Origin of the sequence: Marinitoga lauensis, assembly GCF_004135675.1 — a bacterium.
Lineage (GTDB): Bacteria > Thermotogota > Thermotogae > Petrotogales > Petrotogaceae > Marinitoga > Marinitoga lauensis.
In genome coordinates this window covers 195,507-219,907 of record NZ_QHLX01000002.1, presented here as the reverse complement: position 1 = coordinate 219,907, position 24,401 = coordinate 195,507, and the positions used below count along the sequence as shown (strand labels likewise).

General features: G+C 26.1%; 21 protein-coding genes and 2 pseudogenes. 8 read left to right on the top strand and 15 right to left on the bottom strand.

The features are described from left to right. Positions 1 to 59: 59 nt before the first annotated feature. From DJ007_RS04065 to DJ007_RS04060, 3 genes are all read right to left on the bottom strand, one after another. A complete protein-coding gene (locus tag DJ007_RS04065) occupies positions 60 to 2,219 on the bottom strand; it encodes a metallophosphoesterase (protein ID WP_165973994.1) in 2,160 nt (719 codons plus the stop codon). Between the two features lie 197 nt (positions 2,220 to 2,416). Further along, positions 2,417 to 2,890, bottom strand: coding sequence for a CZB domain-containing protein (locus DJ007_RS17075; RefSeq protein WP_240739253.1), 474 nt, complete (start codon positions 2,888 to 2,890; stop codon positions 2,417 to 2,419). 20 nt (positions 2,891 to 2,910) lie between these two features. Beyond that, the gene (locus DJ007_RS04060) at positions 2,911 to 4,449 is read right to left on the bottom strand and encodes a methyl-accepting chemotaxis protein (RefSeq protein ID WP_240739252.1); all 1,539 of its coding nucleotides are present in this window, start codon (positions 4,447 to 4,449) and stop codon (positions 2,911 to 2,913) included. A gap of 186 nt (positions 4,450 to 4,635) precedes the next feature. On the opposite strand from DJ007_RS04060, the gene trmB reads away from it, so the two are divergent. The 3 genes from trmB to DJ007_RS04045 all read left to right on the top strand — a co-directional run bounded on the left by trmB (position 4,636) and on the right by DJ007_RS04045 (position 7,481). After that, the gene (gene trmB / locus DJ007_RS04055; RefSeq protein WP_129408441.1) at positions 4,636 to 5,241 is read left to right on the top strand and encodes a tRNA (guanosine(46)-N7)-methyltransferase TrmB; all 606 of its coding nucleotides are present in this window, start codon (positions 4,636 to 4,638) and stop codon (positions 5,239 to 5,241) included. Positions 5,242 to 5,273: 32 nt separating this feature from the next. Then, positions 5,274 to 5,567: a hypothetical protein gene (locus DJ007_RS04050; RefSeq protein WP_206076080.1), complete on the top strand. Its 294-nt coding sequence runs from the start codon at positions 5,274 to 5,276 to the stop codon at positions 5,565 to 5,567. A gap of 66 nt (positions 5,568 to 5,633) precedes the next feature. Continuing rightward, on the top strand, positions 5,634 to 7,481 hold the full coding sequence (locus DJ007_RS04045; protein WP_129408439.1) for a diguanylate cyclase: 1,848 nt from the start codon (positions 5,634 to 5,636) through the stop codon (positions 7,479 to 7,481). Between the two features lie 91 nt (positions 7,482 to 7,572). Here DJ007_RS04045 and DJ007_RS04040 read toward each other — a convergent pair whose 3' ends face one another. After that, a complete protein-coding gene (locus tag DJ007_RS04040) occupies positions 7,573 to 8,700 on the bottom strand; it encodes an MFS transporter (protein WP_165973993.1) in 1,128 nt (375 codons plus the stop codon). Between the two features lie 618 nt (positions 8,701 to 9,318). On the opposite strand from DJ007_RS04040, the gene DJ007_RS04035 reads away from it, so the two are divergent. Further along, complete coding sequence (locus DJ007_RS04035) at positions 9,319 to 10,557, top strand: hypothetical protein (protein WP_129408437.1); 1,239 nt, start codon at positions 9,319 to 9,321, stop codon at positions 10,555 to 10,557. 43 nt (positions 10,558 to 10,600) lie between these two features. After that, positions 10,601 to 12,361 carry an HD-GYP domain-containing protein gene (locus DJ007_RS15475; protein WP_206076079.1) on the top strand — a complete coding sequence of 587 codons (1,761 nt, stop codon included), beginning with the start codon at positions 10,601 to 10,603 and terminating at the stop codon, positions 12,359 to 12,361. 80 nt (positions 12,362 to 12,441) lie between these two features. On the opposite strand, the gene DJ007_RS04025 is transcribed toward DJ007_RS15475, so the two are convergent. The 11 genes and pseudogenes from DJ007_RS04025 to DJ007_RS03990 form a co-directional block, all read right to left on the bottom strand. Then, positions 12,442 to 12,774, bottom strand: a complete 333-nt coding sequence (locus DJ007_RS04025) for a hypothetical protein (RefSeq protein ID WP_129408436.1) — start codon at positions 12,772 to 12,774, stop codon at positions 12,442 to 12,444. A 2-nt stretch (positions 12,775 to 12,776) separates the two neighbouring features. Continuing rightward, positions 12,777 to 12,917: a hypothetical protein gene (locus DJ007_RS14550; RefSeq protein ID WP_165973992.1), complete on the bottom strand. Its 141-nt coding sequence runs from the start codon at positions 12,915 to 12,917 to the stop codon at positions 12,777 to 12,779. 69 nt (positions 12,918 to 12,986) lie between these two features. After that, the gene (locus DJ007_RS04020; protein WP_129408435.1) at positions 12,987 to 14,432 is read right to left on the bottom strand and encodes an ABC transporter ATP-binding protein; all 1,446 of its coding nucleotides are present in this window, start codon (positions 14,430 to 14,432) and stop codon (positions 12,987 to 12,989) included. A 454-nt stretch (positions 14,433 to 14,886) separates the two neighbouring features. Beyond that, positions 14,887 to 16,627 (bottom strand): annotated as a pseudogene (locus tag DJ007_RS19910) (ABC transporter ATP-binding protein). Continuing rightward, positions 16,627 to 17,106, bottom strand: coding sequence for an ATP-binding cassette domain-containing protein (locus DJ007_RS15470; RefSeq protein WP_276318664.1), 480 nt, complete (start codon positions 17,104 to 17,106; stop codon positions 16,627 to 16,629). The pseudogene DJ007_RS19910 and the gene DJ007_RS15470 overlap by 1 nt, the downstream one beginning before the upstream one ends. Beyond that, positions 17,103 to 17,426 carry an ATP-binding cassette domain-containing protein gene (locus DJ007_RS18790; RefSeq protein WP_206076078.1) on the bottom strand — a complete coding sequence of 108 codons (324 nt, stop codon included), beginning with the start codon at positions 17,424 to 17,426 and terminating at the stop codon, positions 17,103 to 17,105. The genes DJ007_RS15470 and DJ007_RS18790 overlap by 4 nt, the downstream gene beginning before the upstream one ends. Continuing rightward, on the bottom strand, positions 17,426 to 18,355 hold the full coding sequence (locus tag DJ007_RS15460) for an ABC transporter ATP-binding protein (RefSeq protein ID WP_206076077.1): 930 nt from the start codon (positions 18,353 to 18,355) through the stop codon (positions 17,426 to 17,428). Before DJ007_RS15460 ends, DJ007_RS18790 begins: the two co-directional genes overlap by 1 nt. A gap of 492 nt (positions 18,356 to 18,847) precedes the next feature. Beyond that, the gene (locus tag DJ007_RS04005; RefSeq protein ID WP_129408434.1) at positions 18,848 to 19,171 is read right to left on the bottom strand and encodes a heavy metal-binding domain-containing protein; all 324 of its coding nucleotides are present in this window, start codon (positions 19,169 to 19,171) and stop codon (positions 18,848 to 18,850) included. A 15-nt stretch (positions 19,172 to 19,186) separates the two neighbouring features. Next, complete coding sequence (locus tag DJ007_RS04000; protein WP_129408433.1) at positions 19,187 to 19,942, bottom strand: ABC transporter permease; 756 nt, start codon at positions 19,940 to 19,942, stop codon at positions 19,187 to 19,189. Beyond that, a complete protein-coding gene (locus DJ007_RS03995; RefSeq protein WP_129408432.1) occupies positions 19,923 to 20,711 on the bottom strand; it encodes an ABC transporter ATP-binding protein in 789 nt (262 codons plus the stop codon). The genes DJ007_RS04000 and DJ007_RS03995 overlap by 20 nt, the downstream gene beginning before the upstream one ends. A gap of 1 nt (position 20,712) precedes the next feature. Next, the gene (locus tag DJ007_RS03990) at positions 20,713 to 21,075 is read right to left on the bottom strand and encodes a GntR family transcriptional regulator (protein WP_129408431.1); all 363 of its coding nucleotides are present in this window, start codon (positions 21,073 to 21,075) and stop codon (positions 20,713 to 20,715) included. A gap of 223 nt (positions 21,076 to 21,298) precedes the next feature. Here DJ007_RS03990 and DJ007_RS19905 point away from each other — a divergent pair. From DJ007_RS19905 to DJ007_RS03975, 3 genes and pseudogenes are all read left to right on the top strand, one after another. Beyond that, a pseudogene (locus DJ007_RS19905) lies at positions 21,299 to 23,751 on the top strand (heavy metal translocating P-type ATPase). Between the two features lie 14 nt (positions 23,752 to 23,765). Continuing rightward, on the top strand, positions 23,766 to 24,071 hold the full coding sequence (locus DJ007_RS03980; protein ID WP_129408430.1) for a heavy-metal-associated domain-containing protein: 306 nt from the start codon (positions 23,766 to 23,768) through the stop codon (positions 24,069 to 24,071). Positions 24,072 to 24,123: 52 nt separating this feature from the next. Beyond that, positions 24,124 to 24,399: a metal-sensing transcriptional repressor gene (locus tag DJ007_RS03975; protein ID WP_129408429.1), complete on the top strand. Its 276-nt coding sequence runs from the start codon at positions 24,124 to 24,126 to the stop codon at positions 24,397 to 24,399. Positions 24,400 to 24,401 lie beyond the last annotated feature (2 nt).

Below are 24,401 nucleotides of genomic sequence, written 5' to 3'. Positions count from 1 at the left end.
ATATAATAAACAAACTTTTAATGAAATCAAAAAATCCCGGCCAATCGCCGGATTTTCGATTAATACTTATTTAAAACAAAATGATCAAGAATTACATTAACAGGAATAAATCCATCTTCTTTCTTTTTATCTGTTTGTTGTGCAACACCTTTAATGAGCACTTTAACCTGATTTTCTGTAACAATAACTTCTACATAATGATGAAGTCCTGTTATATCCTTTGTTGTAAATGGATATTTTTCATCATAAGATTTTACTTTTGAATATAATGGAGCGCCTCCTCCACCTGTTACTATATAATTGATTTTATTATTTGTAAATCTTTCATACATATGGAAATGACTATTGAATACAATATCTACACCATATTTTTCAAATACAGGTTTCCAATAATCTATTGTTGGACTTACAGGTTCTACACCGTATTCTGTACAATTTGTCCAGAATGGTTCGTGGAAGAATACAAATTTCCATTTAGCATCTTTATTCTTTTCTAAATCATTAATCAACCATTGTGTTTCTCTTTCCATACCTTCTTTATCTTTCTGCATTAATAATACATCAGCATCTAAAACTATAAAATGTGCATCTCCATAATTAAATGAATAATATTGTTCATTATAATCTCCTCCACCTGTTGGAGTAACAAATGAACTGAAGTAGTATTTTGAATTATATTCATGATTTCCTAATACTGGATAAAATGGTGAAATTGCTGCCATATTCTTAATTGCCCAGAAGAAACCATCCCAATCACTCATAATTCTTCCATCCATTACAAGGTCGCCAACATGAACAACAAAATCTGGTTTTTCTTCTGCAATTTTATCAGCTACTAATCTATGTCTTTTATTATATGTTCTTGTATCAGCATAAACAACAAATTTGAATTTTTTAGGATTATTAGCAACTGTTTTAAATGTATAAGCTTCTGTTGTTAAACCCTTTGCAGCTCCATCTTCAACTACCAGTTTATATGTATATTCTTTTCCTGGTTCTAATCCTTTTACTTCTAAATGATGTAAAACACTTTCGTTATTATCTTCAAATACTTTTCCATCAACAAAAACCTTACCTTTTGCTGGAACAAGTGTTTTCCAGTTAATATATACACTATCTTTAGATACATCTGATAGATATGGACCCCATAATACTTTATTTTCTTCTGCATACTTACCAATAACAGGTAAAGCATTTAACATTTTTTCGCCTTTAACAACTATTTCTGGAGATTTAACTGTATTCATACCTGATAAATCAATTTTAACTGTATAATTTCCTTCTTTAGCTGGAAATTTATATTCGCCATTTTCATCTGTATATGCAACAATATACAATGTTCCATTTTTATTGTATACATTAATTTTTGTATTTTTTATTGGTTTTCCATTTTCATATATAGCTTTTCCATTCACTAATGTATAATCAACACTTCTCAAATCAAATGATGTTTTTAACAATGAAGATAAATCCTTACCAACCATAAATATTCTCTGGAAAGTTACTTTTTCACCATTTTTAATAGAAACGGTTTTTATTTCTGGATCAGCAAAAATATAAGAAATGTGAATATCTCTTAATTTTCCTTTTTCTCCTGTTTCTGTTGTAGTAACACCATAAGCAATCCCATCACCCTGAGCACCTAATAAATCTGTATCAATTCTATTTACTTTATACCCAAGTCCAAACGTAAATGGTCTTGCATAACCAAAGAATGTTGCATCTCCTAAAATCATTTTATCAATGTCTTTTCCACTTTGATTTTCTAAAGTTGTTTTCATTATTAAATAATTTACACCAGGTAATAACATGTATGTAGAGGTTATTTTAATTCCTGGTATATCAGAATGATGTCCTACGAGCTTTAAAACAGCAGGTCCACCATCAGAACCATTATTTAATATAAATACATTTTCATAAATAGCCTGTTTTGGCCACCCAAAATAAGTATGCATTTCATCAAATTGATCTTCTCCACCAAGATAAACAGCATCAAGAAGATTTCCTCCTGATTTCATATATCCATGATAATTGCCAAGATTTCCAATTAAAAATTCAACCTTTTCATTAGCTAAAATATAATCCCCTACCTTACCATCTGCAGCGGGTCCTGGCAATAATTGGCTCTTATCCATAACTTTAAATGCTTTAGCATTTGGAAATACAGATATAGCCAGCAACGCTACCAACATCAACAAAATAAAAAGCTTTTTATACATTCTAACCCCTCCTTTAAAATAATATATCCTTAAAAAATATATATGCATGTAAAATATAATGTTACTCCTTTTTTCTAATTTTGTCAAATTACATAACATTAACTATTTTTTCTTCTATTGCATTTAAAAGTAATTATTTTCTATTAATAAAGAAATTTTTAGACATAATAAAAATAAAATCCCCAGTTGGGGATTCGTCATTTTGAAAGTATATCTTTAATCTCATCTATATGTTTCATCAATTCATCAGAAGTTGCTTTTACCTCTTTTAACAAAGCCTCATTATGTGCTTTACTTTTATATTCAAAATCTTTTGCATAATGATGTAATTTTTCATGTAATGATAATATTTTATTCCATTTTTCTCTGATTTTATCCGGTATATTATTTGAAACAACCTTAACAAACACTCCAAAAGCACATTTTTCAGGATTATCTTCAGATAATAATCTTAAATCATTATTTGTTGAATATTCAAAACTTTCAACCCATTTTTTATGAGCAATTTTTGCATTTTCCAATTCATTAATTAAATCTTCTCTTGTAAACAATTTAAATGCTGAAAATATATTTACCGTTTTTATTAATTCAAACGATTCCTTTTCAACTTTGCTCAATAAATTTTCATTTCTTTCTTTAACGTATTCCTGCTCTTTTACAATCTCTTCCATATCTTCTTTTAATGAATTAACTAACTCTGTAATATTTTGAGAAGATGCTGAAAGTTCTTCAACAGCTGCCCCTGTTCTTCTGCACTTGCTGCAAGATTATCCGAATAATTTGAAATTTTTTCAACTGAATCTATAAGCTCATAAAGTTTTTCAGCAGTCTCTTTATTTATGGATAAAACATTATTTATATTTCCTGACATTTCTACAACCATTTCTGATGTTTCATTTACTCCGTCCATAACTTCTCCTAAATTTTCTCTTATACTTTCTGCAGCCTTTCTACTTTCCTCAGCTAATTTTCTAATTTCATCAGCAACTACAGCAAATCCTTTTCCTGCTTCTCCAGCTCTTGCAGCTTCTATTGCTGCATTTAAAGCCAACAAATTCGTCTGCTCTGATATACTTGTTATTGTTTCAACTACATCATTTATTATTTCTGCTTTTTGAGCAACCGATTTTACCTTTTCCACAATTGGCACCATATTATCGGATATTTCATTCATCGTTTTATTAACATGATCCAATCCTGTTCGTCCATTTTCTGCTATATCTGTTATTTCATGCGCAATACCACTTAATTCTACAGCTGTATTGGCCAAACCCTGTATATTATCTGAAATCTCAAAGGTACTTGCATTTTGTTCTTCAACATAACTTGTAATATTATTCAATGATTCCTGATTTTTCATCAACGATTTATCTATTTTTTCAAAATTATCATTAAAATTTCTCAGTTCAGTATTTATAGAATTAAATTGCGTAATATTGTTTCTAAATCTATTGAAGAAATTCTTTAAAGATATTCTAAATGCTTCTATAAACACATTAAAGAATTTTGCTATTTCTCCTATTTCATCTGTTCTGTTATCCTCTAACTTTGTAATTAAGTCTCCACCATTTTTAGATAATTCTTCCAATTTATCTCTTACATTATATAATGGCTTCATTAATCTGGCAATAAAAAGATATAAAATTATTAAAACCAGAATAATTATTACAGATATAACAATAATTATTATTTCTAATCTTAAAATCGCATCTTCAAAACTTTTTGTTTTATTAAGAGTTAAAGCAGAATTTATTTTCTCCAATTCATCAAATGCATTTAATGCTGGCCCATCATCAATCTTTATTGTTTTATCTATTTCTGCTATTGATAAACCCTGTTTTTTTAATTTTGATGCAAGAATTATATTTTCTCCATATTTTCTAAAGGTAGCCTCTATTATATCAAGATATTTTATTTCTTCCTGGGTTACATCAGGAATCTTTTTATACATTTCAAAATCTTTTAAAACCTGTTCTTCTTTCTTTTTAAATCTATCTATATATTTTTCACTACCTCTCAATACATAATTTTTAAATAAATGAATTCCTCCACCATAACCAAATTGTTCTTTTATATCTGAAAGAATTTTTTGTCTTTCAGTTACCGTGCTAACATAATCTTCCCATTTTAATTTCAAACCTCTCATTTCATTAACTACAAACAAACCAATAATAGAAAAAACAATAATTCCTAAAAAAACTAATAATAGCATTTTAGTTTTAATTTTCATTTTTTTACCCCTTAAAAAAATATTGTAAAATTAAATTATATATATATTATACCATACTTCTTTTTTATAATTAATCTAAATTTCTAATAATTATAAATAATACAGACTATTTTTACATTAAAATAATAATATTTTTTGGTATATATGGTATTATTATATAAATATTATTAGCAAGGAGGATAAAAAATGCATGACAAAATTGGGGTATTAAAATATTTTCTTAAACCCCAGCATTATGATATATATCCATTAAAATGGAGTGAAATTTTTGGAAATAAAAAAAAGATATATGTCGAAATTGGATTTGGTAGTGGTGAATATATGGCTGCGTTAGCCAAAAATAATCCTGATATTAATTTTGTTGGTTTTGAAACATCTTTAACGGCTTTATACAAAGCTCAGGTAAAATTCTACAAAAATAACATAAAAAATGCACGTGTTATTCAGGGAGATGCGAGATTATTAATTAGAGAATTATTTCCTTCAAATTCAATTTCAAAATTAATTGTTAATTTTCCATGTCCGTGGCCAAAACAACGACATAAAGAAAGAAGAATATTTATAGAATCATTCATAAACACCTTAGCTGATGTTTTGAAAAAAGGTGGAACAATAGAGTTAGCAACAGATGTCGATTGGTATGCACAAGAGGTGTATAATAATTTCAAAGACTCTAAATTCTTTGAAGCTGAAGAAATAATAGAAAATTTTGAAAGACCCATAAAAACAAAATATGAGTTAAAATGGGATAAAGAAGGAAGAAACAAATATTTATTTATCGCCAAAAAATAGAAGATAATAAAGTTAAAAGAGTTCTGGAAGGAGTGAGCGAATTGCCACATAAAAATATAAAAAATGTCGATATAGAAAAATTAAAAGATTTAAAAGATAAACATATCAAAGAAAATAATATGGCGTTTACCGTAAGCTCTATATATGAAGACCTTTTAAATGATAGATATTTACTTAGAGTTGTTTCTACTGATGATGATTTTATGCAACAATACTATATTTCCATTTATAAAAAACAAATGATTGGCTCGTTAAATTGGATTCAACAACCATACCTTACAGAACACCAGCTGTTAAATTCACTGTATATAAAATCGCTGAATTAATTGAAAAAGTTTAAAATATTAATTTTATTTATGATATAATCGAATTATTATTCAGGGGGATTTTTTATGACATTTAAAACAAAAATAACGCATTCAATAATTATAATTTTAATTTTATCTGGAATACTAATAATTTCTATAAATTCCTTATTTCAAATAAAAAATGAACAAAATATGCTCAATCATATGAAAGATTCTGTATATTTAATCAAAAATATATCCTCTGTTGTTTTTTATCTTCAAAAAGAACGCGGAATGGTCAATATGTATTTAAATGGTGAAAAAAATATCTATTCTGATATTGAAAAAGAAAGAAATTTGGTTGATACTCATTTTCAAATAATAAAAGATTTAAATAATAAAAATCATTATTTTGATAATCTCGGAGAAATTGAATCTAAACTAAAATCTTTACGTAAGGTTTCAGAAGAAAAAAAAGTGGAATATATTTATATCTTCGATGAATATACAAAACTAATAAATGAACTTATTGATTATTATGATTATCCAATAAAGCAAAAAACAACTGCTGAAACAGGAAAATTATTAACTTCTATTTATTATCTTGAAAAAATAAAAGAATATGCTGGAGAGTTTAGAGGTATTTACTCATCGATTATAAAAAAACAAAATATTTCCGAAAAAGAATATTTTTTCCTGGATAAAAGTTTTTATAATATTATTGAATTTTCAAAATTTAAAGGGTTTTCTTATACTGAATATACATATAAAAAGGTTTCAACTTTTCCAGAATCAGAATATTACAAAAAATTATTGTATTATTATGAATTATTTGAAAATAAATCACCGAAATTATATCAACTCAATCCAAAAGAAACTTTTGAAAACTTAACTTCTATTGTTGATTTTTTTCAAAATATTATAAATCACGAACTATCAAAACTCGAAGTAAAAATTAATATGGAATTAAAAGATAAAAAAAATGTTTTATTCATAGATATATTTTCTTTAATATTTAGCGGCATTTTGTTTATTTACATAACAATAAATTATTATAGCCTTATAAAACTTAAAAATGAGTTAAATAAGAGTCTTGGAATGTTTCAAACTATTTTTGAAAATTCACCAATAGGAATAATAATTTTTGATACTAATTTAAATGTTTCAATAGCTAATAATGCTGCTTTAAAAATTCTTGATGTGTCTAAAGAACAACTTATAGGGCTTGATTTAAACACCTTACCTCATAACATTATAAAAAATATGATCAAAGATACCTTAAAAAATAAATTATCATATTATGAAGGGGAATATAATTCTTCTATATCTGGAAAAAACATCATCTTGCGTGCAACATTTGCTCCATTAAAAAAAGATCATTTTATTATAGGCGGAATCGCAATTATAGAAGATTATACACAGAAAAAAATAATGGAAGATAAATTAAAACATTTAGCAACACATGATCTTTTAACAGGATTACCAAATAGAACATTATTTTTTGAAAATTCTAAAAATTTATTATCTCTCGGTAAAAGAAATAATTTAAAATATGCTATTATGTTTATAGATATTGATAATTTTAAAAAGGTAAATGATACCTTCGGTCATGAAAAAGGGGATGAATTACTGAAACATATGGCTAAAATTTTGAAAGAAACTTTAAGAAGTTCAGATATAATTTCAAGATTTGGCGGAGATGAATTTGTGATTTTAACTCAATATAAAAATATAAAAGATATTTATACTATAACTCAAAAATTAAATCATAAGATGTCAAAAAAATTTGAAAAAAATGGAGGGTTTTTTAGCATTTCTTTAAGTATAGGCGTTTCACTTTTCCCGGAACATTCTGAAGATATCGATGATTTAATTAGATATGCTGATATTGCCATGTACGAAGCTAAAAAAGTTAAGAATACTACTATTATATACAAAACAACCTCATCTTGAAATCAAGATGAGGTTGTTTTTTACATTATTTAAATTTAAAATTATTTATGTGATAATTAAAAATAGCTTAGGTTGGGTTTTATATACTTTTTTATATCTCTTTTATTTCATTATAATTTTTTTTAAAATTAAATAAGAATATAGTTGATACTAAACTTATAATAGACAATACCAGCATAAAGAAATTCATTCCACCCATTGAATAAAACAAAGATAAATATGGTCCAAAGAAATTCCCACTTATTCTAAATGCAGAAAATACTGCCATTCCTTTTTCTTCAAAACCAACTGATAAGTATGATGCATATTCACTACTCATAGTAAGTGATAACCCAAGGAACAATCCAGAAACAATTATTAATAACAAGAATACAACCATTGAAACTGTACTTAAAAATATTGCCAGCATCAATGTTGCAAATGTTGCCAATGGAATCCATATCTTTATTCCACTAATTTTATGTTTAAAAAGATTTCCAAGCATCAATGATAAAGCAAATATTGATATATAAATCTTTCCAAAAACTGGATTACTAATATGCTTTTCTATAAATAACGGCATTGTTGCCTGAAATCCAACGATAACAGCAAGAGTCATTATACCAAAAAATGCAGCTAAAAAAATTCTTGGAGAGAATTTAGTAACCTGCTTTTTAACCTTTTCTGAATGTATTTCTATAACCGGCAATTGCTTATAAACAAATAATGTACCTATAAATAAAATAACTCCCACAGTCATCAATATATAATGAGACATATAAATAAAGCCTGTACCTATAACCATCGGTCCCATTACAGCACCAAAACTGGCTAAAAACTCTACCAATCCAAAATATTTCGTTTGCTCTTTTTGTGAAAAGTCTGCTTTTGATATTACAGTTAATGCATTAGAAAACAAAGCTGAATCTGCTATACCTTGAATTGCACGAAAGATTATTGCTAATACCGGTAATTTTAAAGATACACCTGATAAATATATTGCTGTACTCCATAAAGCCATTGAATATAAAAATGTTTTACTTTCTCCTTTGGTTTCCAATATTTTTCCCCAAAAAGAACCAAATATAATTGATATTAAAGGAGTAATTCCTATAAAGGTACTTGCTAGCAATGTAGAGTTAAATATTTCTGTTAATTGTGGAAACGATGAAGCTATCCCAACCTGAACAAAAACCTGCAAAAATGGTAGTATAAGAATATACTTTAAATTTTTTTTCAACTTTCTCAACCTCCTGAATTATCTATTCTTAACTTTTCCTGTCAACTTTAAACTAAAAAAGTTAAAATCACATGTATTTTTTTTACCCCATGATTAATTTAATGATAATTATTAATCCTAAAATCCTTTTTAAATCAAAGCTTAAACGGTTTGTAACTGAAAAAGATAATTAAAATCTCGAATTGTTGAAAAAATAAAAATGGATATGATTATGTTATAATAGTATTATAAAGTTCATAATTTTCAACATATGTTATTTTATAAAAATAGCTATTAATAGACATTATAAAAGTTAACAACTAAAAATGTTCATAACTGTAATTTTCGTTAATTATTTTTCAACTATATATGTTTATAAAATTGTATTATAAACATTAATAACAACTATAAACGTTGGAAGTTTATAGTTTAAAAACAAAAAAATTTTAATAACAAAAAATATAGAACAAATATACCTATATCATACTTCTAACAAAATTGGTTATAAAAAACAAAAAAAATTTAAATTTTCTCAACATAATATAATTTGGTTATATAAAGGACTCCCATTACTTATCAACAAACAACATCACTATAGCACCTATACCTATAAATAATATATATAAAGGAGAATTAAATATGAAAAAAATTTTGTTGTTTACTTTAATAACAATATTTATTTTATTTTCATTAGATATTATATTTATAAATATATCCACAAGTAGAGATTTAAAAACAAAAAACATAGATAACATCGATACACAAAAAGAAGAAATATACAATATAAATATCAATAAAAATCAGGAAGAATTAAAGGTAAAAGGATGGTATAAAATAATAACAGATGGCAAATCGTTAATACTTAAAGATGTTGTTTTGTCTAACAATAAGATTTATGTTTTCGGTCAAAATGAAAAAGTTAATAAAAATCTATTTATTCTAAATACGGATAAAAATGGAAATATTTTATTGCAAAAAGAAATAAGAATACCATCATCAACAAAAATCAATAAAGTTGAATACATTAATGATAACTTTTATATAGTAGGAACGCAAGATTACAAACCAGTTATATATATAATAAACAACTCTGGTGAAATGATTAAATCAAAAATTTTTGAAAAAAATGGTGAATTCTTAAAAATCATAAAAGATGATTATGATAGTATATATGTTGTTGGATATATAATAGAAAATTCAAAAAAAACAGGATATTTTCTTGAGATTAATAAGAATCTGGATAAATTGAATGACTATAAAATTACATGGTACAATAATGAGTTTTTAACTGATATTGTTACTGACAGAGATTATATATATCTACTTGGAAATACTAATTCTACAGCTAATAACAACAATGATATATTTCTGGTAAAACTCAATAAATTAAATTATAATGACTATTCTATAGCAAAATTTGGAAAAGAACAACTAAATGAATATGGATACTCTCTATTAAAAGAAGATAATCATTTTTATATTATAGGATATAGTACTACAATTAATAATTTTCCATGGAAAGTATTAACAATAAAAACAGATAGTAGATTTAACATATTATGGAGAAATGATTATCTTCTAAAGAGATCATCAATAGGATTTTCAGCACATATTTTCAATAACAAAATAATTATTTCAGGATATGCTTTAGAAAGAAACAATGATTTTGATGGTTTTGAAATTTTATTAAATAAATCTGATGGTATTTTATTAAAAGAAAATTATTATGGAGAAGAATATGATGAAAGAATTTTAAACTCAAAATTAATAAACAATAGTATTATAATATCCGTTGGTTATCAGAAAAAGAAAGATGTTATTTCTGGAATAATAATATACACAAATCCTGAAGGAAAACTCAATGGTTTTATAAAATAAATATGTTATAATTAATATGACAAACCTTTTAGGAGGAAATAAAATGAAAAAAAATAAAATAACTCTATATCAGTTAATATCGAAAAATATTATGACTATAGTTTTAACTGGTATAATAGCAGTTTTAGTTGTAATAACAACAATAAGCTATTTAAATTTTAAAAGAATTGAAGATTCATTTAGAGAAAATGCTAAACAACTTGTAAGCATAACATTTAATTCTTTATACAGTGCAATATATGATTTTGATGCAAGATATTATAAAGGACTCGATATGTTTATAGAATATTTAAAAACAGATCAAGAAAATCTGGATAAAAAAATAATGGATTTTATGTATGTGAATAAAAGATTAGGTGAAGAAGCTACTATAACAAAAGTTGAAATGAAAAATCTTGATTTAAAAATTCAGAATAAATTAAAAAAACTAAAAAATTTTGATTATTTTATAGAACTTGATTTAACTCCTAAAAACCTTATTAGAAATGTTTATTTAAGACTAAATGATAATTTTTATATGTTAAAAACATTATTACCTATTGGAAAAATAGAAAGTATAATAAACAATCTTTCACTTTTAAAAGAGAAATATGACTTTATAAAAGATATAAATATTTGTACACATTCATTTGAAGGTTTATCAGATAAATTTCCAGAACTAAATGAAGAAGATACTGAATATTTAAAGAAAGCTTTTGATACAGAAAAAGAAGTAATAATTGAAAAAAGAACGGGTATTAACTTTTATAGTATATGGAAATATGAAGATGAAAAAACACTTTTCAGACCCATAGGAATAGTATTAAAACTCGATTTTAGCAAATTTAAAATGAGCATATTTATTAATTTTTTAATGTTTATTATAGCTCTGGGATTCATTTTATATATTATCTCAAAAAAAGCACATAAAGTTTCAAGACAAATTTCAAAACCTTTTGAAATTATGCTGGACAATATGAAAAAATTCCAGGAAACACGATACCTTGAATTTGATAAAATCATGGAAAAATGTGATATTAAAGAAATAAATGAATTAATGACAGAATATCAAAAAATGACAGAGGATATAATGTCATCTTTTGAAGAAATAAATGCCATGAATGAAGAATTAGAATCGTCATATAAAGAAATAGAAAAAGTAAATAATGAATTAGAAGAGGCCTATTTAAACTTTAGCACGCAGTTATCCATAATAGCTGAAGGTTATGACGAAACAACAGGTAATCACGTAAATAGAGTTGGTGAATTATCGGCATTTATTGCTCAAAAAATGGGAGTAAAAGAAGAAACAGTAGAAAAAATAAGATATTACGCTCCATTGCATGATATAGGTAAAATAATGATACCAAAAGAAATTTTAGAAAAAAAAGGTCGATTAACAGAAGAAGAATTCGAAATAATGAAAAAACATACTCTTTATGGGTCTTTACTAATAGGAGAATCACCTAAGTTCGAAATAGCCAGAAATATAGCTTTATATCATCATGAAAAATATAATGGAAAAGGATATCCATATGGTTTAAATGGAGAAGAAATACCGTTATGTGCAGCAATAGTTTCTGTTGTTGATGTATATGATGCCTTACGTTCAGAAAGACCTTATAAACCTGCATTTTCTCATGAAAAAACAATGGATATAATTATTAATGGAGATGATAGAACAAATCCAGAAGATTTTCATCCAGAGGTTTTAAAAATTTTAAAAGAACATGAATTTGAAATAAAAGAATTATGGGAAAAAGTAAATCAAAATAGTTCAAGATTAATAGAGTTATTAAAAGAAATAGAAAAAAGTAAGGAATAATCAAAAAATCCCGGCGATTGGCCGGGATTTTTTGATTGCTTTATTATTTCTAAATCAACTAAAAAACTCTATAAAAATATTTATATATTATTATTTTTTTTCATTTTATAATAAACAAATCCCTCAGTAAAAATCATGAAAAAAAGAATATATAATGAATCTTTTAATGGTATTTTTAATATAAATCCAAAGGTAAAAATAATTATCATAAACAAAAATGATTCTATAAAAATATTTTTTAAGGATAATTTAAAAAATTTCATAACTGTACTTATTAGAAAAAACATAAAATAGAATATAATAAAATCATGAAAATTAATAGATAAATCATCTAGATACAAATACAAAAAAGCAAGAGTTAAAAATAATGCTAATATTAAGTATTTTACCCATTTTAATATAGTATTTTTCATATTTATTCTCCTTTTTTAATTTCATATATTTCATCACATATTTTTAGAGTAGAGTCTCTATGAGTTATTATTCCTATTATTTTTCCTTTTTCTTTTAATTTAATCAGAATATTGTGAATTAATTCCTCATTTTTTGAATCCATTGCAGATGTAAATTCATCGAGTAATATAATTTGAGGATCATCTATTAAAGCCCTGGCTATAGCAATTATTTATTTTTGACCTCCAGATAAATTTATGTTTTTGACTTTTTCATCTATACCTTTTTCGAATTTTGATACTATTTTATTTATTCCAGTTACTTCTAAAATTTCTTTTAACTTTTCTTCTGAGATTTCCCTACCCATTAATATATTCTCTTTTATCGTACAATTCTTAAACAACTCTGGTTCCTGTTCAACAAATCCAATATTTTTTCTTAAAAGACCTATATTTGCATTTTCATTATCATTAAATATTATTTTTCCTCTGTTAGCTTTATATAATCCCATTAATACGTTAAACAACGTAGTCTTTCCTGCACCGTTTTCACCAATTATACCTGTTATTTTTCCTTTTTCTAAATTTAATTCTATTGAATTTAAAATCTTTTTATTATCAAAACTGAATTCAATATTTTTAAGTTTTATAGATTTTATGTTATTTTCACTTTTTAGTTCTGGAATATGTTCTTCTTCATATTTTGTTATTTCAATAACTCTTTTAATACCACCCCAGGAACTTCTTAATACAGTATTTACTTTCATTAATAATTGTAAGGGGTTCATTAAAGTTTGTATATATGTCCAGAAAGCAATTAATGTCCCCAGAGTTATTTCATCTTTTATTATTAAATAACCTCCATAACTAAATACTCCCACTGTTATCATACCATTTATAGAATTACCCAACGCACCTGTTAATTTTATCCATTTAGTAAATCGTTTACTTATTTTATAATGATTGTCAAGATAATTATCAATCATATTAGATATCCAATCATTATGTGCCATTAATTTAATTGTTTTCATATTATTTATAACATCTACCAACATATTTGATATTTCTCCAAACACTTCTCTTTCACGAATAGAAAGTTTTTCTGCTTTTTTATTAATTATTTTTAAAATTAATAAAGAACATATAGTCAAAATAATTGGAACTAATGCTAATTTCCAATTTAAATAAAAGAGCATTACAATTATTCCTGTTATTTGTAAAACCGATAATACCAAAATTGGAAATACCTGTGAAACTACAACTCCAACCATTTCAAGATCAGACATTAATTTTGAAATTAATTCTCCAGAATTTATCTTCATAAAAAAATCATACGGCAATTTTGTTAACTTTATAATTATTTCTTTTCTAATATCTTTTTTTGCTTTTAAAGCATTAAATTCAAATATAACTTCTCCAAAATAGGTTATTAACGAAATTCCAAAAAGAGTTGCTATCATTAATAATATGTACTTAAATAATATATGAATATTTTTAGATGGTATTACTGTATCTATTGTATATTTTATCAATATTGGAAAAATCAATATTGATAATGCCATTAAACTTATAAAAATAATAGCAATTACCTGTCTTTTCCAATACTTTTTAAATAATCCGAGCAAAAAATGATTTATTTCTTTTTTTTCTAATTTCTCATCTTTTATTTTTTCTGCCATATAAATAATTCACCTTCTTTTTTGTTTGAAGATTTTAAGCAGCGTGGGTCATGTTTATAAAATTATTTTTTTCACAATTAATGCAATCTTCAATATTTATATTATATCTAAATTCATTAGCTTTCTGAGAAAACCATAATTATTTTAATTTTAATTCACAAAAATTTTATCAAAAAAAAAGAAAAAATCAAAAACATTAAGATGAACTCGATGTAAATTTTTATTTTCTTAAATTCAATAAATTTACATTTTTATTATATCAACTGATATATTTTTATTGTTAATTTATTATTATATTTTCAAGATACTACTCTTTTAAATATACCAAAGGAGTTTTTAATAAAATAAAAATCCCGGACAATTGATATGATACCTCCAGAGTAGGCAGTGTAATTAATAAAAAATACACTGAACTACGAGGAGGTATCATATCATTTTAAAAATCCGGGGTTTTTTATGCACCTAATTCTAAAAATTTAAATTGTGAAATGTATAGATTATAATAATATCCTCTTTTGGCTATTAATTCATCATGATTTCCAGTCTCAATAATTTCACCATTATCAATATAGAATATTCTGTCAGCATTTCTAATTGTCGAAAGTCTATGAGCAATAACAAAAGAGGTTCTTCCTTTTAATAATTTCTTAATTCCATCCTGAACTAATTGTTCTGTATGTGTATCGATATTTGAAGTAGCCTCATCGAGAATTAATATTCTTGGATTTGCTAATAATGCTCTTGCAAATGAAATAAGTTGTCTTTCTCCAATTGACAATCTAACTCCTCTTTCATTTACATCTGTATCATATCCTTTTTCTAATTTCATAATAAATTCGTGTGCATGAACTGCTTTTGCAGCTTCAATTATTTCTTCATCAGTAGCATCTAATTTTCCATATCTAATATTATTTTTTATCGTATCAGAAAATAAAAATGTATCCTGAAGCATAATTCCCATTTGAGAACGCAATGATTCAATATCCACATTTTTTATATTATAACTATCAATAAAAATATCTCCTTTTTGTGGATCATAAAATCTACTAATTAAATTTACTATCGTGGTTTTTCCTGCTCCAGTGGGACCAACAAGAGCTATGGTTTCACCAGGGTAATTTTAAAAGAAACATTATTCAACACAATATCCTTATCATAAGAAAAATATACATTTTTAAATTCAACTTCACCTTTTATTTCTGGCATAATTAAAGCATTTTCTGGATTAACTATATTTGGTTTTATATCCAGTATCTCAAAAATTCTTTCACCTGCTGAAATATTTGTTACCAATGAATTATAAAAATTACTTAAATTCATAATAGGTCTCCAGAACATTCCAATATATCCAACAAATGCAACAACAGTACCTACAGTAACCTCATTTAAATCTATCATTTTTACACTTAAATAAAAGACCAATACACTTCCAATTCCCCATGAGGTAAAGACCATGGCCCAAAACCAATCATTTATTTTTACAGCATTTACAAAAGAATTCATCATTTTATTTGTTAAAAATTTAAATTTTCTGTTTGTTTTTTCTTCACTGGTAAAAGACTTTACAATTCTAATACCTGATATATTTTCATGTGTGAAAGCATTCAATTCTGAACGATTATTTCTATAATTCATCCATCTTTTTCTGCTAATAACTTCTATAAAAATAATCCAATAATTAATAAAGGTAGAATAATCATAGAGGCTAATGCCAGTTTAAAATTCATATAAAACATAATTCCAGCAACAAATAACAATGTTAATAATTCTGGCACCAGACTTGTTATACTATTAGAAAACAACTGTTGAAGAGAATTTACATCATTTACCACTCTTGCTAAAATTTTTCCTACAGGTCTACTATCAAAAAATGAAAATGACAATTTTTGAATATGGTCATATAATTCATGTCTTATATTTAAAACAATTTTATTAGTAATCTTTCCCATTTCAACAATTCTTATTCTTGAAAGAATCATAGCAATTAAGTTTAAGATTACCAATATTCCACCAATGCTCATTAAACCTTTTAAATCTTTATTTGCAATATATGTATCAATTGCAACTTTAAAGAAATATGGATTAATCAAATTTATTATCATAACAATAACCATTAAAAATATTACAAATATTGTTTTTGGAATAAATGGTTTTAAATATGAAAATATTCTTAAAACTGTATTTATTTTAGTCATTAAATCACCTCATCTCTTATCAAATCTTCAAACTCTTTAAATTGTTCTTTGAATATTTCATAATATTTTCCTTTTAATTCTAATAGTTCATCATGTGTACCTCTTTCAACAATTTCTCCATTTTCTAAAAAGATTATTTCATCGGCATTTTTTACAGCAGAAATTCTATGAGCAATAATAATTTTTGTGTTTTGTTTTTCTTTAGAATATACACTTTTTAATAATTCATACTCTGTATCCATATCAAGAGCAGATGTAGCATCATCGAAAATAATGATTGGAGCATGTTTTAATAAACCTCTAGCAATAGTTAATCGTTGTTTTTGACCACCAGACAATCCAAGACCTCTTTCACCAACAACTGTATCGTATTTATCTGGTAGATTCATAATAAAATCATGTGCCTGAGCCTCTTTACAGGCAATTATGATTTCTTCGTCAGTAGCATCTTCTTTTCCATACTTTATATTTTCTTTTATTGATTCAGAGAATAAAAATGTATCCTGGAAAATATAACTGATATTTTCCTTAATGAATCTAAAGAAATGTCCTTTATATTTATTCCATCTAAAAGAATTTCTCCTTCTTCAATTTCATAAAATCTAGCTATTAGAGATATTAAAGTACTTTTTCCTGAACCTGTAGGTCCCATTATAGCCAGTGTTTTTCCTTCTTCAATTTTAAAATTAATATTTTTTAGTACATATTCATTATCATATTTAAAGCTAACATTTTTAAATTCTAAAGTTCCTTTTATATTTTCTGGATTAATACCTTTAAAATCTTCTTCTTTTTCCATTAATATCTTTTCAATTTTTTTGCTGATGCATTTGCTTGAGATAAAATATTTGATAACCATCCAATTAATCTCATTGGCCAGACAATCATCCACATATAACCATTAAATGCAACTAAAGTTCCTATTGATATATTTTCATTTATTACAAATATACCACCAATTGTGATAACCAGTATTAAAGCAGCATTTCCTAAAAATTCAATAGTTGGGAAATATTTTCCCCATATTCTTGATTTCATAATGTTTAGATTATAATTTTCATTATTTAACTTTAAAAACTTTAAAATCTCATGTTTTTCCCTGGCAAAAGCTTTAACTAATCTAACTCCTGAAATATTTTCCTGTGCAGTAGTGTTAATAACAGCTGCCTGGTCGCTAATTTTATCAAATGCTTTACCTATTTCCTTTTCTAATTTTGTTGCTAAATAGGCAATAAATGGTGCTGATATTAAACTAATTAAAGCTAATTTCCAATTTAAATAAAATAAAACAGTACTACCTAAAATAAAATATAATGAAAATTCTATTGCTAAACCAATTCCAAAACCAAACGCCATCCATATATTATCAATATCCTCACCTAATCTCGACATTAATTCGCCAGTGTTTGTTTTATCAAAATACTTAAATGGCAGTTTTTGAATATGCTTAAAAACATCATATTTTAATTCTTTATTAATTTTTGATCCAACATAATCAAAAGTAAATTCTTGAACATAGCCCATCAATGCTCTGAAAATTGTAATAAAAAATATAGCGGTTAAAGTTATAAACAATAACTCTTTTTGTTTGTTGATAATTATGTTGTCAATAACAATTTTGTTTAAATACGGCAGAATTAATTCTGCCGCAACCCCACCAATCATCCCAATTGAAGCAATAATAATATACTTCTTCTGGTTAAAAACATATTTTAAAATTTCTTTCATTGTATAACCTCCTGCGAATTAATAATTACATCAAACTCACCTTTTTTCATAATTTACTTAATTAAAATTCCACCTTACACTTTTAAAAGTCATTTTTCCACTCCTTTCTATAAAATATAAAAAGGCTATGGTGTGATAACCATAGCCCATATCTTAGGATAAAAAAATGGGCTATGGCGTGATAACCATAGCCCAAATAAATTACTTTATCATCAATAATGATTGATGTGAGCAAGGTTATCACAAATAGGCACACTATTCCCACTATCTGATACTGATAATGCAAATAATCTTTTAATTAACATGTGATAACCTCCTCTCGAAATTTTATTATATTTATACAATTTTAATAATAACACAGAAGAAAAAAAGAGAAAAAAATAACTAACAATGATTATGGATGATTATATCCATTTATTATTGATTACAAAGTAAAATCTATATAACATTAATAAATATTAACAAAATCAAACAAAAAGATTAAATTTTTAATTATTCTTTCTTTTTTAATTTAACAGCAGTGCCATATGCTACCATTTCAGCAGCACCCTGCATTACCGCAGAACTTGAAAATCTCATACCAATAATTGCATCTGCTCCTAATTTTTCTGCTTCATCAATCATTCTTTGATAAGCTATATTTCTTGCTTCAGTTAGCATTTCCGTATATCCTTTTAATTCTCCACCAGCTAAAGTTTTAAATGCAGCAGCAATATCTCTTCCAAGATGTTTTGAATGAACAGTATTTCCTATAACTACTCCCAAAACTTCTTCAAACTCATAGCCAGGAACATATCCAACTGTAGTTACAATCACAAAAATTCCCCCTTTTTAAATTTCTTTATTTTTGAAAAGATAATAACCTGCTAAAAGTATAAATCCACCGATAACAAATAATGATTCAGAATATATCCAGTTTATTTTTCCCTCTGAAAGAATTTTACCACCTAATATATAACTATATGTGTTTAGCCATTTTAATGGTTTTAAAAAACCTAAAGCAGTAGTTATTGCTAATAAACCAACAGATGAAAGAATAGGTTTTACCTGATCATTGAAAAAAATGGAAAAAAATACAGTTACACTATTCCAGAACCAGAAACCTATTAGTCCATGAATTATATATTTTAATGCATATTCATAAAAGAAATCCTTTCCAGTAAAAAATGAATATATAATAGGCAAAATACTACCAATAATTACAACAGAAAAACCAATAATTAAACTTGAAAAAACTTTTGAATAAAAAACATAATCGCGTGATTTTCTAACCAATAGAAATTCCATAGTCCCATTTTCAACCTCTCTTGAAAATAAAGGAAATGCAAAAATAATAGCAAAAATAGGAATCATTTGACCAAAATTTTTACCAAACCATTGTGTGAATATATAAAAATTCCAATCATGCAATTTTGATAACATTGCTGATGCTCCAAATTTTTTTGCATAACTTTCAATAACTGCTTTGTTTTCATCTAAAAGATTAAGAAAAACATTTTGAAAAGGAGCAATAGAAAAGAATAAAATTAATGTAATAATTAATATTGCTAATGCTCTGATTTTCATATTATATAGTTCTTTTTTCATTTCCACTCCCCTTTACAATAGCCTCAAATATTTCATCAATGGTTACAGGTTCTCCTTCATTGCTTTTAACGATCCAGATATTTTCATTTTCTAATTTTTTCCATAGATATCCTTTTGTTTTTTTGTCTTTTGGTAAAGAAATGGCAGAATAATTCCTTTTAATATCATCAAGATAATCCATTTCTAAAATTTCTCCATTTGACATAATAGCAATTCTATCAGTAATTTTTTCTACTTCTGCAAGAATATGACTGGTATATAACACGCTTTTTCCATTATATGATAAATCTCTGATTAAATTTAAAATATTATTTCTCATTAAAGGGTCCAAACCCCAGGTAGGTTCATCAAGAATATATAAATCGGCATCTTGAGATATAGTTAAAGCGATATATAATTGTGTAAGCATACCATAAGATAAATTAGCAATTTTTGTTTTTTTATCTAAATTAAAATTATCAATTATCTCATAAGCTTTATTTTTAGAAAAATTATTGGTTATAGAACTCGTTATTTCTATCATTTTTTCAACAGTAAAACTTTTATATAAATTCTTCTTTTCAGGCAAATATGAAACAGATCCATTTAAATATATGTTTCCTGAATCCTTTTTTCTTAAACCTAAAATACATTTTAAAGTAGAAGTTTTTCCAGCTCCATTTGGACCCAATAATCCAAAAATCTCTCCTTTTTCAATCTCAAAAGAAATATTATTTACAGCGGTTAAGTTACCATATTTTTTTATTAATCCTTCCACTTTTAAAATCACATTATTCACCTCCATAAATTTCATCAATAACCTTTAACAAATCCCTTTTTTCTATTTTTAAATTTTTAGCAGATATAACAATTTTTCTAAATTCTTCTATTTTCTCATCAAATATTTTATCTTTATCAATTCCAATAACGATATATCCAGATCCTCTAACAGATTGAATAATACCTTCCTGTTCTAATTCTCTATAAGACCTTGCAACTGTATTTAAATTAACGCCAATTTCTTTAGCTAAAGTTCTAATAGAAGGTATAAATTCATTTTCATTTACTTCTTTTTTTACAATTTTTTCTTTTATTTTATTTTTTATTTGTTCGTATACAGGGACATGGGAATGGAAATCTATTGTAAACCACATAAAAAATCACCTCACTGTAATATTATACTATTACAGTAGAAAAATGTCAATAAAAAAACAAAAGACACAGTATATTTATTTTTTTGAAACCATAAAGAAATATAAGTATTTTGTTTGTAACAAAAAAAGGTTATACTATAGATGAAACACCCCCCTGGTGGGGGATAATAAAAAAGGAGGAATTATTATGAGTGAAAGTAAAGCTCTTACTGAAAATAAAAAAATTGTTGAAAAAGAACTCAGTGTTATAGGAATGACATGTACTTCCTGTGCTCTTGCAATAGAAAAAAAGCTAGGAAAAATAGAAGGTATAGAAAAAGCAAACGTAAATTTTGCAACAGAAAAACTTTCTCTGAAATTTGATCCAACAAAGGTTGATGAAGAACTTATAAAAGAAGTAGTAAAAGATGTTGGGTATGATGTAGAAGCTCCAGTTGAAGATAAAACAGTTACTATTCCAATTGAAGGTATGACATGTGCATCATGTGCCAATGCAATTACAAAAGAAATTAACAAGCTTGAAGGAATAAAATCAGCAAACGTAAATTTTGCAACAGAAAAAGCAGTTGTTACCTATGATCCAAATATTGTACGTTTATCAAATATAAAAAAGGCTATTGAAAATGCTGGATACAAACCACTTGAAGCAGATTCAAAAGATAGTGTGGATTTTGAAAAAGAAAGACGTGAAAAAGAAATTAAAACATTATGGAGAAAATTTATAGTTTCAGCAGTTTTTTCTATTCCATTATTATACATATCAATGGGACATTTGTTGGGATTAAAATTACCAGCAACTATAAATCCAGAAATTAATCCTTTTAATTTTGCTTTAATTCAATTATTATTAGTTATTCCTATTGCAATTGCTGGATATAAGTTTTATACAATTGGTTTTAGAAATTTATTTAAATTAAGCCCTAATATGGATTCATTAATAGCAATAGGTACCTCAGCGGCAATAATTTATGGAGTTTTTGGAACAATTCAAATTTATTTAGGTAATACCAAATATGCAAATGATTTATATTTTGAAACTGCCGGTGTTATAGTGACATTAATTCTTTTAGGAAAGTATCTTGAGAGTGTAACTAAAGGGAGAACATCTGAAGCAATAAAAAAATTGATGGGATTACAACCAAAAACAGCACTTCTTTTTCTGGATGGGAAAGAAATTGAAATACCTGTTGATGAAGTTGAAGTTGGGGATATTATAATCGTTAAGCCTGGTGAAAAAATACCAGTTGATGGAATTATTATTGAAGGTCATACATCCGTCGATGAATCAATGCTTACTGGAGAAAGTATTCCAGTAGAAAAAAATATAAATGATAAGGTTATTGGGGATCAATGAATAAAAATGGAAGTATTAAATTTAAAGCAACGAAAGTTGGAAAGGATACCGCATTAGCTCAAATAATAAAATTAGTCGAAGAAGCACAGGGATCAAAAGCACCAATTGCAAAAATGGCTGATGTAATTTCTGGATATTTTGTTCCAATAGTTATAGCAATAGCAATTGTTGCTGCAATAGCATGGTATCTGACAGGAGCAGGACAAATATTTGCATTAACAATATTTATTTCAGTATTGGTTATAGCATGTCCATGTGCATTAGGATTAGCAACCCCTACTGCAATAATGGTTGGTACAGGAAAAGGTGCTGAATACGGAGTTTTAATAAAAGGTGGAGAACCACTTGAAACAACTCATAAAATAAAAACTATAGTTTTTGATAAAACAGGAACAATAACAGAAGGAAAGCCAAAAGTTACGGATATATATACATCAGGAAATTATAAGGAAGATGAATTATTAATTATAGCAGCATCAGCTGAAAAAGGTTCTGAACATCCATTGGGAGAAGCTATTGTAAAAGCAGCAGAAGAGAAAAATTTAACTTTGAAAAAAATAGATAAATTTATGGCTATTCCAGGACATGGAATTGAGGTAATAATAGATAATATGGATATATATCTTGGAAATTTAAAACTTATGAAAGATAAAAATATAGAAATAAGTTTAAGTAATGAAGCCAGCAAGTTAGCTGATGAAGGAAAAACACCAATGTTTATAGCTATTAATGGAAAATTAGAAGGAATTATTGCAGTTGCTGATACAGTAAAACCATCAAGTGCAAATGCTATAAAGAGACTTCATAAAATGGGAATTAAAGTTGCAATGATTACAGGAGATAACAAAAGAACAGCAGAAGCTATTGCTAAACAGGTTGGTATAGATATAGTACTTGCAGAAGTATTACCACAGGATAAAGCAAATGAAGTAAAAAAATTACAGCAAAATGGAGATATAGTAGCAATGGTTGGTGATGGAATAAATGATGCTCCTGCACTTGCTCAGGCAGATGTTGGAATAGCAATAGGTTCAGGTACAGATGTTGCTATAGAATCAGCGGATATAGTTCTGATGAAAAGTGATTTAGAAGATGTAGTGACAGCTATTCAGTTAAGTAAAGCCACAATTAGAAATATTAAACAAAATCTATTCTGGGCATTTGGTTACAATACAGCAGGAATTCCAATTGCAGCTGGACTATTACATGTATTTGGAGGACCATTATTAAGTCCAATGATTGCAGCAGCAGCAATGTCGTTTAGTTCAGTATCAGTATTATTAAATGCTTTAAGGTTAAAAACATTTAAACCTAAAAACTAGAAGGAGGAGATATTATGAAAAAGGTAATTATTATTGAAGGTATGTCATGTGAGCATTGTGTAAAGAGAGTAAGAAAAGAATTGGGAAAATTAGAAGGTGTAAATGTTATATCAGTTGAAATTGGTAAGGCAGTTATAGAAGGAGACGTTTTGAATGATGAAGCTATAAGAGAAGCTATAGATGAAGCTGGTTATGAAGTTAAAGAAATAGCAGAAAATGATGAAATTGAAGAACATCATGAAGATAATCATGAAAGCCATACTCATCACGGACATCATATGAAACATAAAGGAATGCATCATAAAGGACATTGCCATTAGAAAACCCAGGGAGAGTGTTCCTCTCTCTGGTTATAAAAATGAGGTGAAGGTAATGCATAATAATAAGAATAGTCTAAATGTTTTAAAAACAGCGAAAGGACAGATAGAAGCAATAATAAGAATGGTTGAAGGGAATAGATATTGTATAGATATATCAAGACAAATTTTAGCTACTCTTTCTCTATTAAAAAAAGCAAATGCTCAAATATTGAACTCTCATCTTGAAAGTTGCGTCAAAAATGCTGCATATTCAAATAATACAGAAGAAATAAATGTAAAAATAAATGAATTAGAAGAAGTAATGAATTATATAAGCAAAAATTTATAAGG

Coding starts and splice junctions, on each gene's coding strand:
- DJ007_RS04065 (WP_165973994.1), bottom strand. CDS start 2,219: ATGTATAAAAAGCTTTTTATTTTGTTGATGTTGGTAGCGTTGCTGGCT.
- DJ007_RS04025 (WP_129408436.1), bottom strand. CDS start 12,774: ATGAAAAATACTATATTAAAATGGGTAAAATACTTAATATTAGCATTA.
- DJ007_RS14550 (WP_165973992.1), bottom strand. CDS start 12,917: ATGGATTCAAAAAATGAGGAATTAATTCACAATATTCTGATTAAATTA.
- DJ007_RS03990 (WP_129408431.1), bottom strand. CDS start 21,075: ATGTGGTTTACAATAGATTTCCATTCCCATGTCCCTGTATACGAACAA.
- DJ007_RS04000 (WP_129408433.1), bottom strand. CDS start 19,942: ATGAAAAAAGAACTATATAATATGAAAATCAGAGCATTAGCAATATTA.
- DJ007_RS04060 (WP_240739252.1), bottom strand. CDS start 4,449: ATGAAAATTAAAACTAAAATGCTATTATTAGTTTTTTTAGGAATTATT.
- DJ007_RS15460 (WP_206076077.1), bottom strand. CDS start 18,355: ATGAAAGAAATTTTAAAATATGTTTTTAACCAGAAGAAGTATATTATT.
- DJ007_RS15475 (WP_206076079.1), top strand. CDS start 10,601: ATGAAAAAAAATAAAATAACTCTATATCAGTTAATATCGAAAAATATT.
- trmB (WP_129408441.1), top strand. CDS start 4,636: ATGCATGACAAAATTGGGGTATTAAAATATTTTCTTAAACCCCAGCAT.
- DJ007_RS04035 (WP_129408437.1), top strand. CDS start 9,319: ATGAAAAAAATTTTGTTGTTTACTTTAATAACAATATTTATTTTATTT.
- DJ007_RS17075 (WP_240739253.1), bottom strand. CDS start 2,890: ATGGAAGAGATTGTAAAAGAGCAGGAATACGTTAAAGAAAGAAATGAA.
- DJ007_RS04020 (WP_129408435.1), bottom strand. CDS start 14,432: ATGGCAGAAAAAATAAAAGATGAGAAATTAGAAAAAAAAGAAATAAAT.
- DJ007_RS18790 (WP_206076078.1), bottom strand. CDS start 17,426: ATGGAAAAAGAAGAAGATTTTAAAGGTATTAATCCAGAAAATATAAAA.
- DJ007_RS03975 (WP_129408429.1), top strand. CDS start 24,124: ATGCATAATAATAAGAATAGTCTAAATGTTTTAAAAACAGCGAAAGGA.
- DJ007_RS03980 (WP_129408430.1), top strand. CDS start 23,766: ATGAAAAAGGTAATTATTATTGAAGGTATGTCATGTGAGCATTGTGTA.
- DJ007_RS04045 (WP_129408439.1), top strand. CDS start 5,634: ATGACATTTAAAACAAAAATAACGCATTCAATAATTATAATTTTAATT.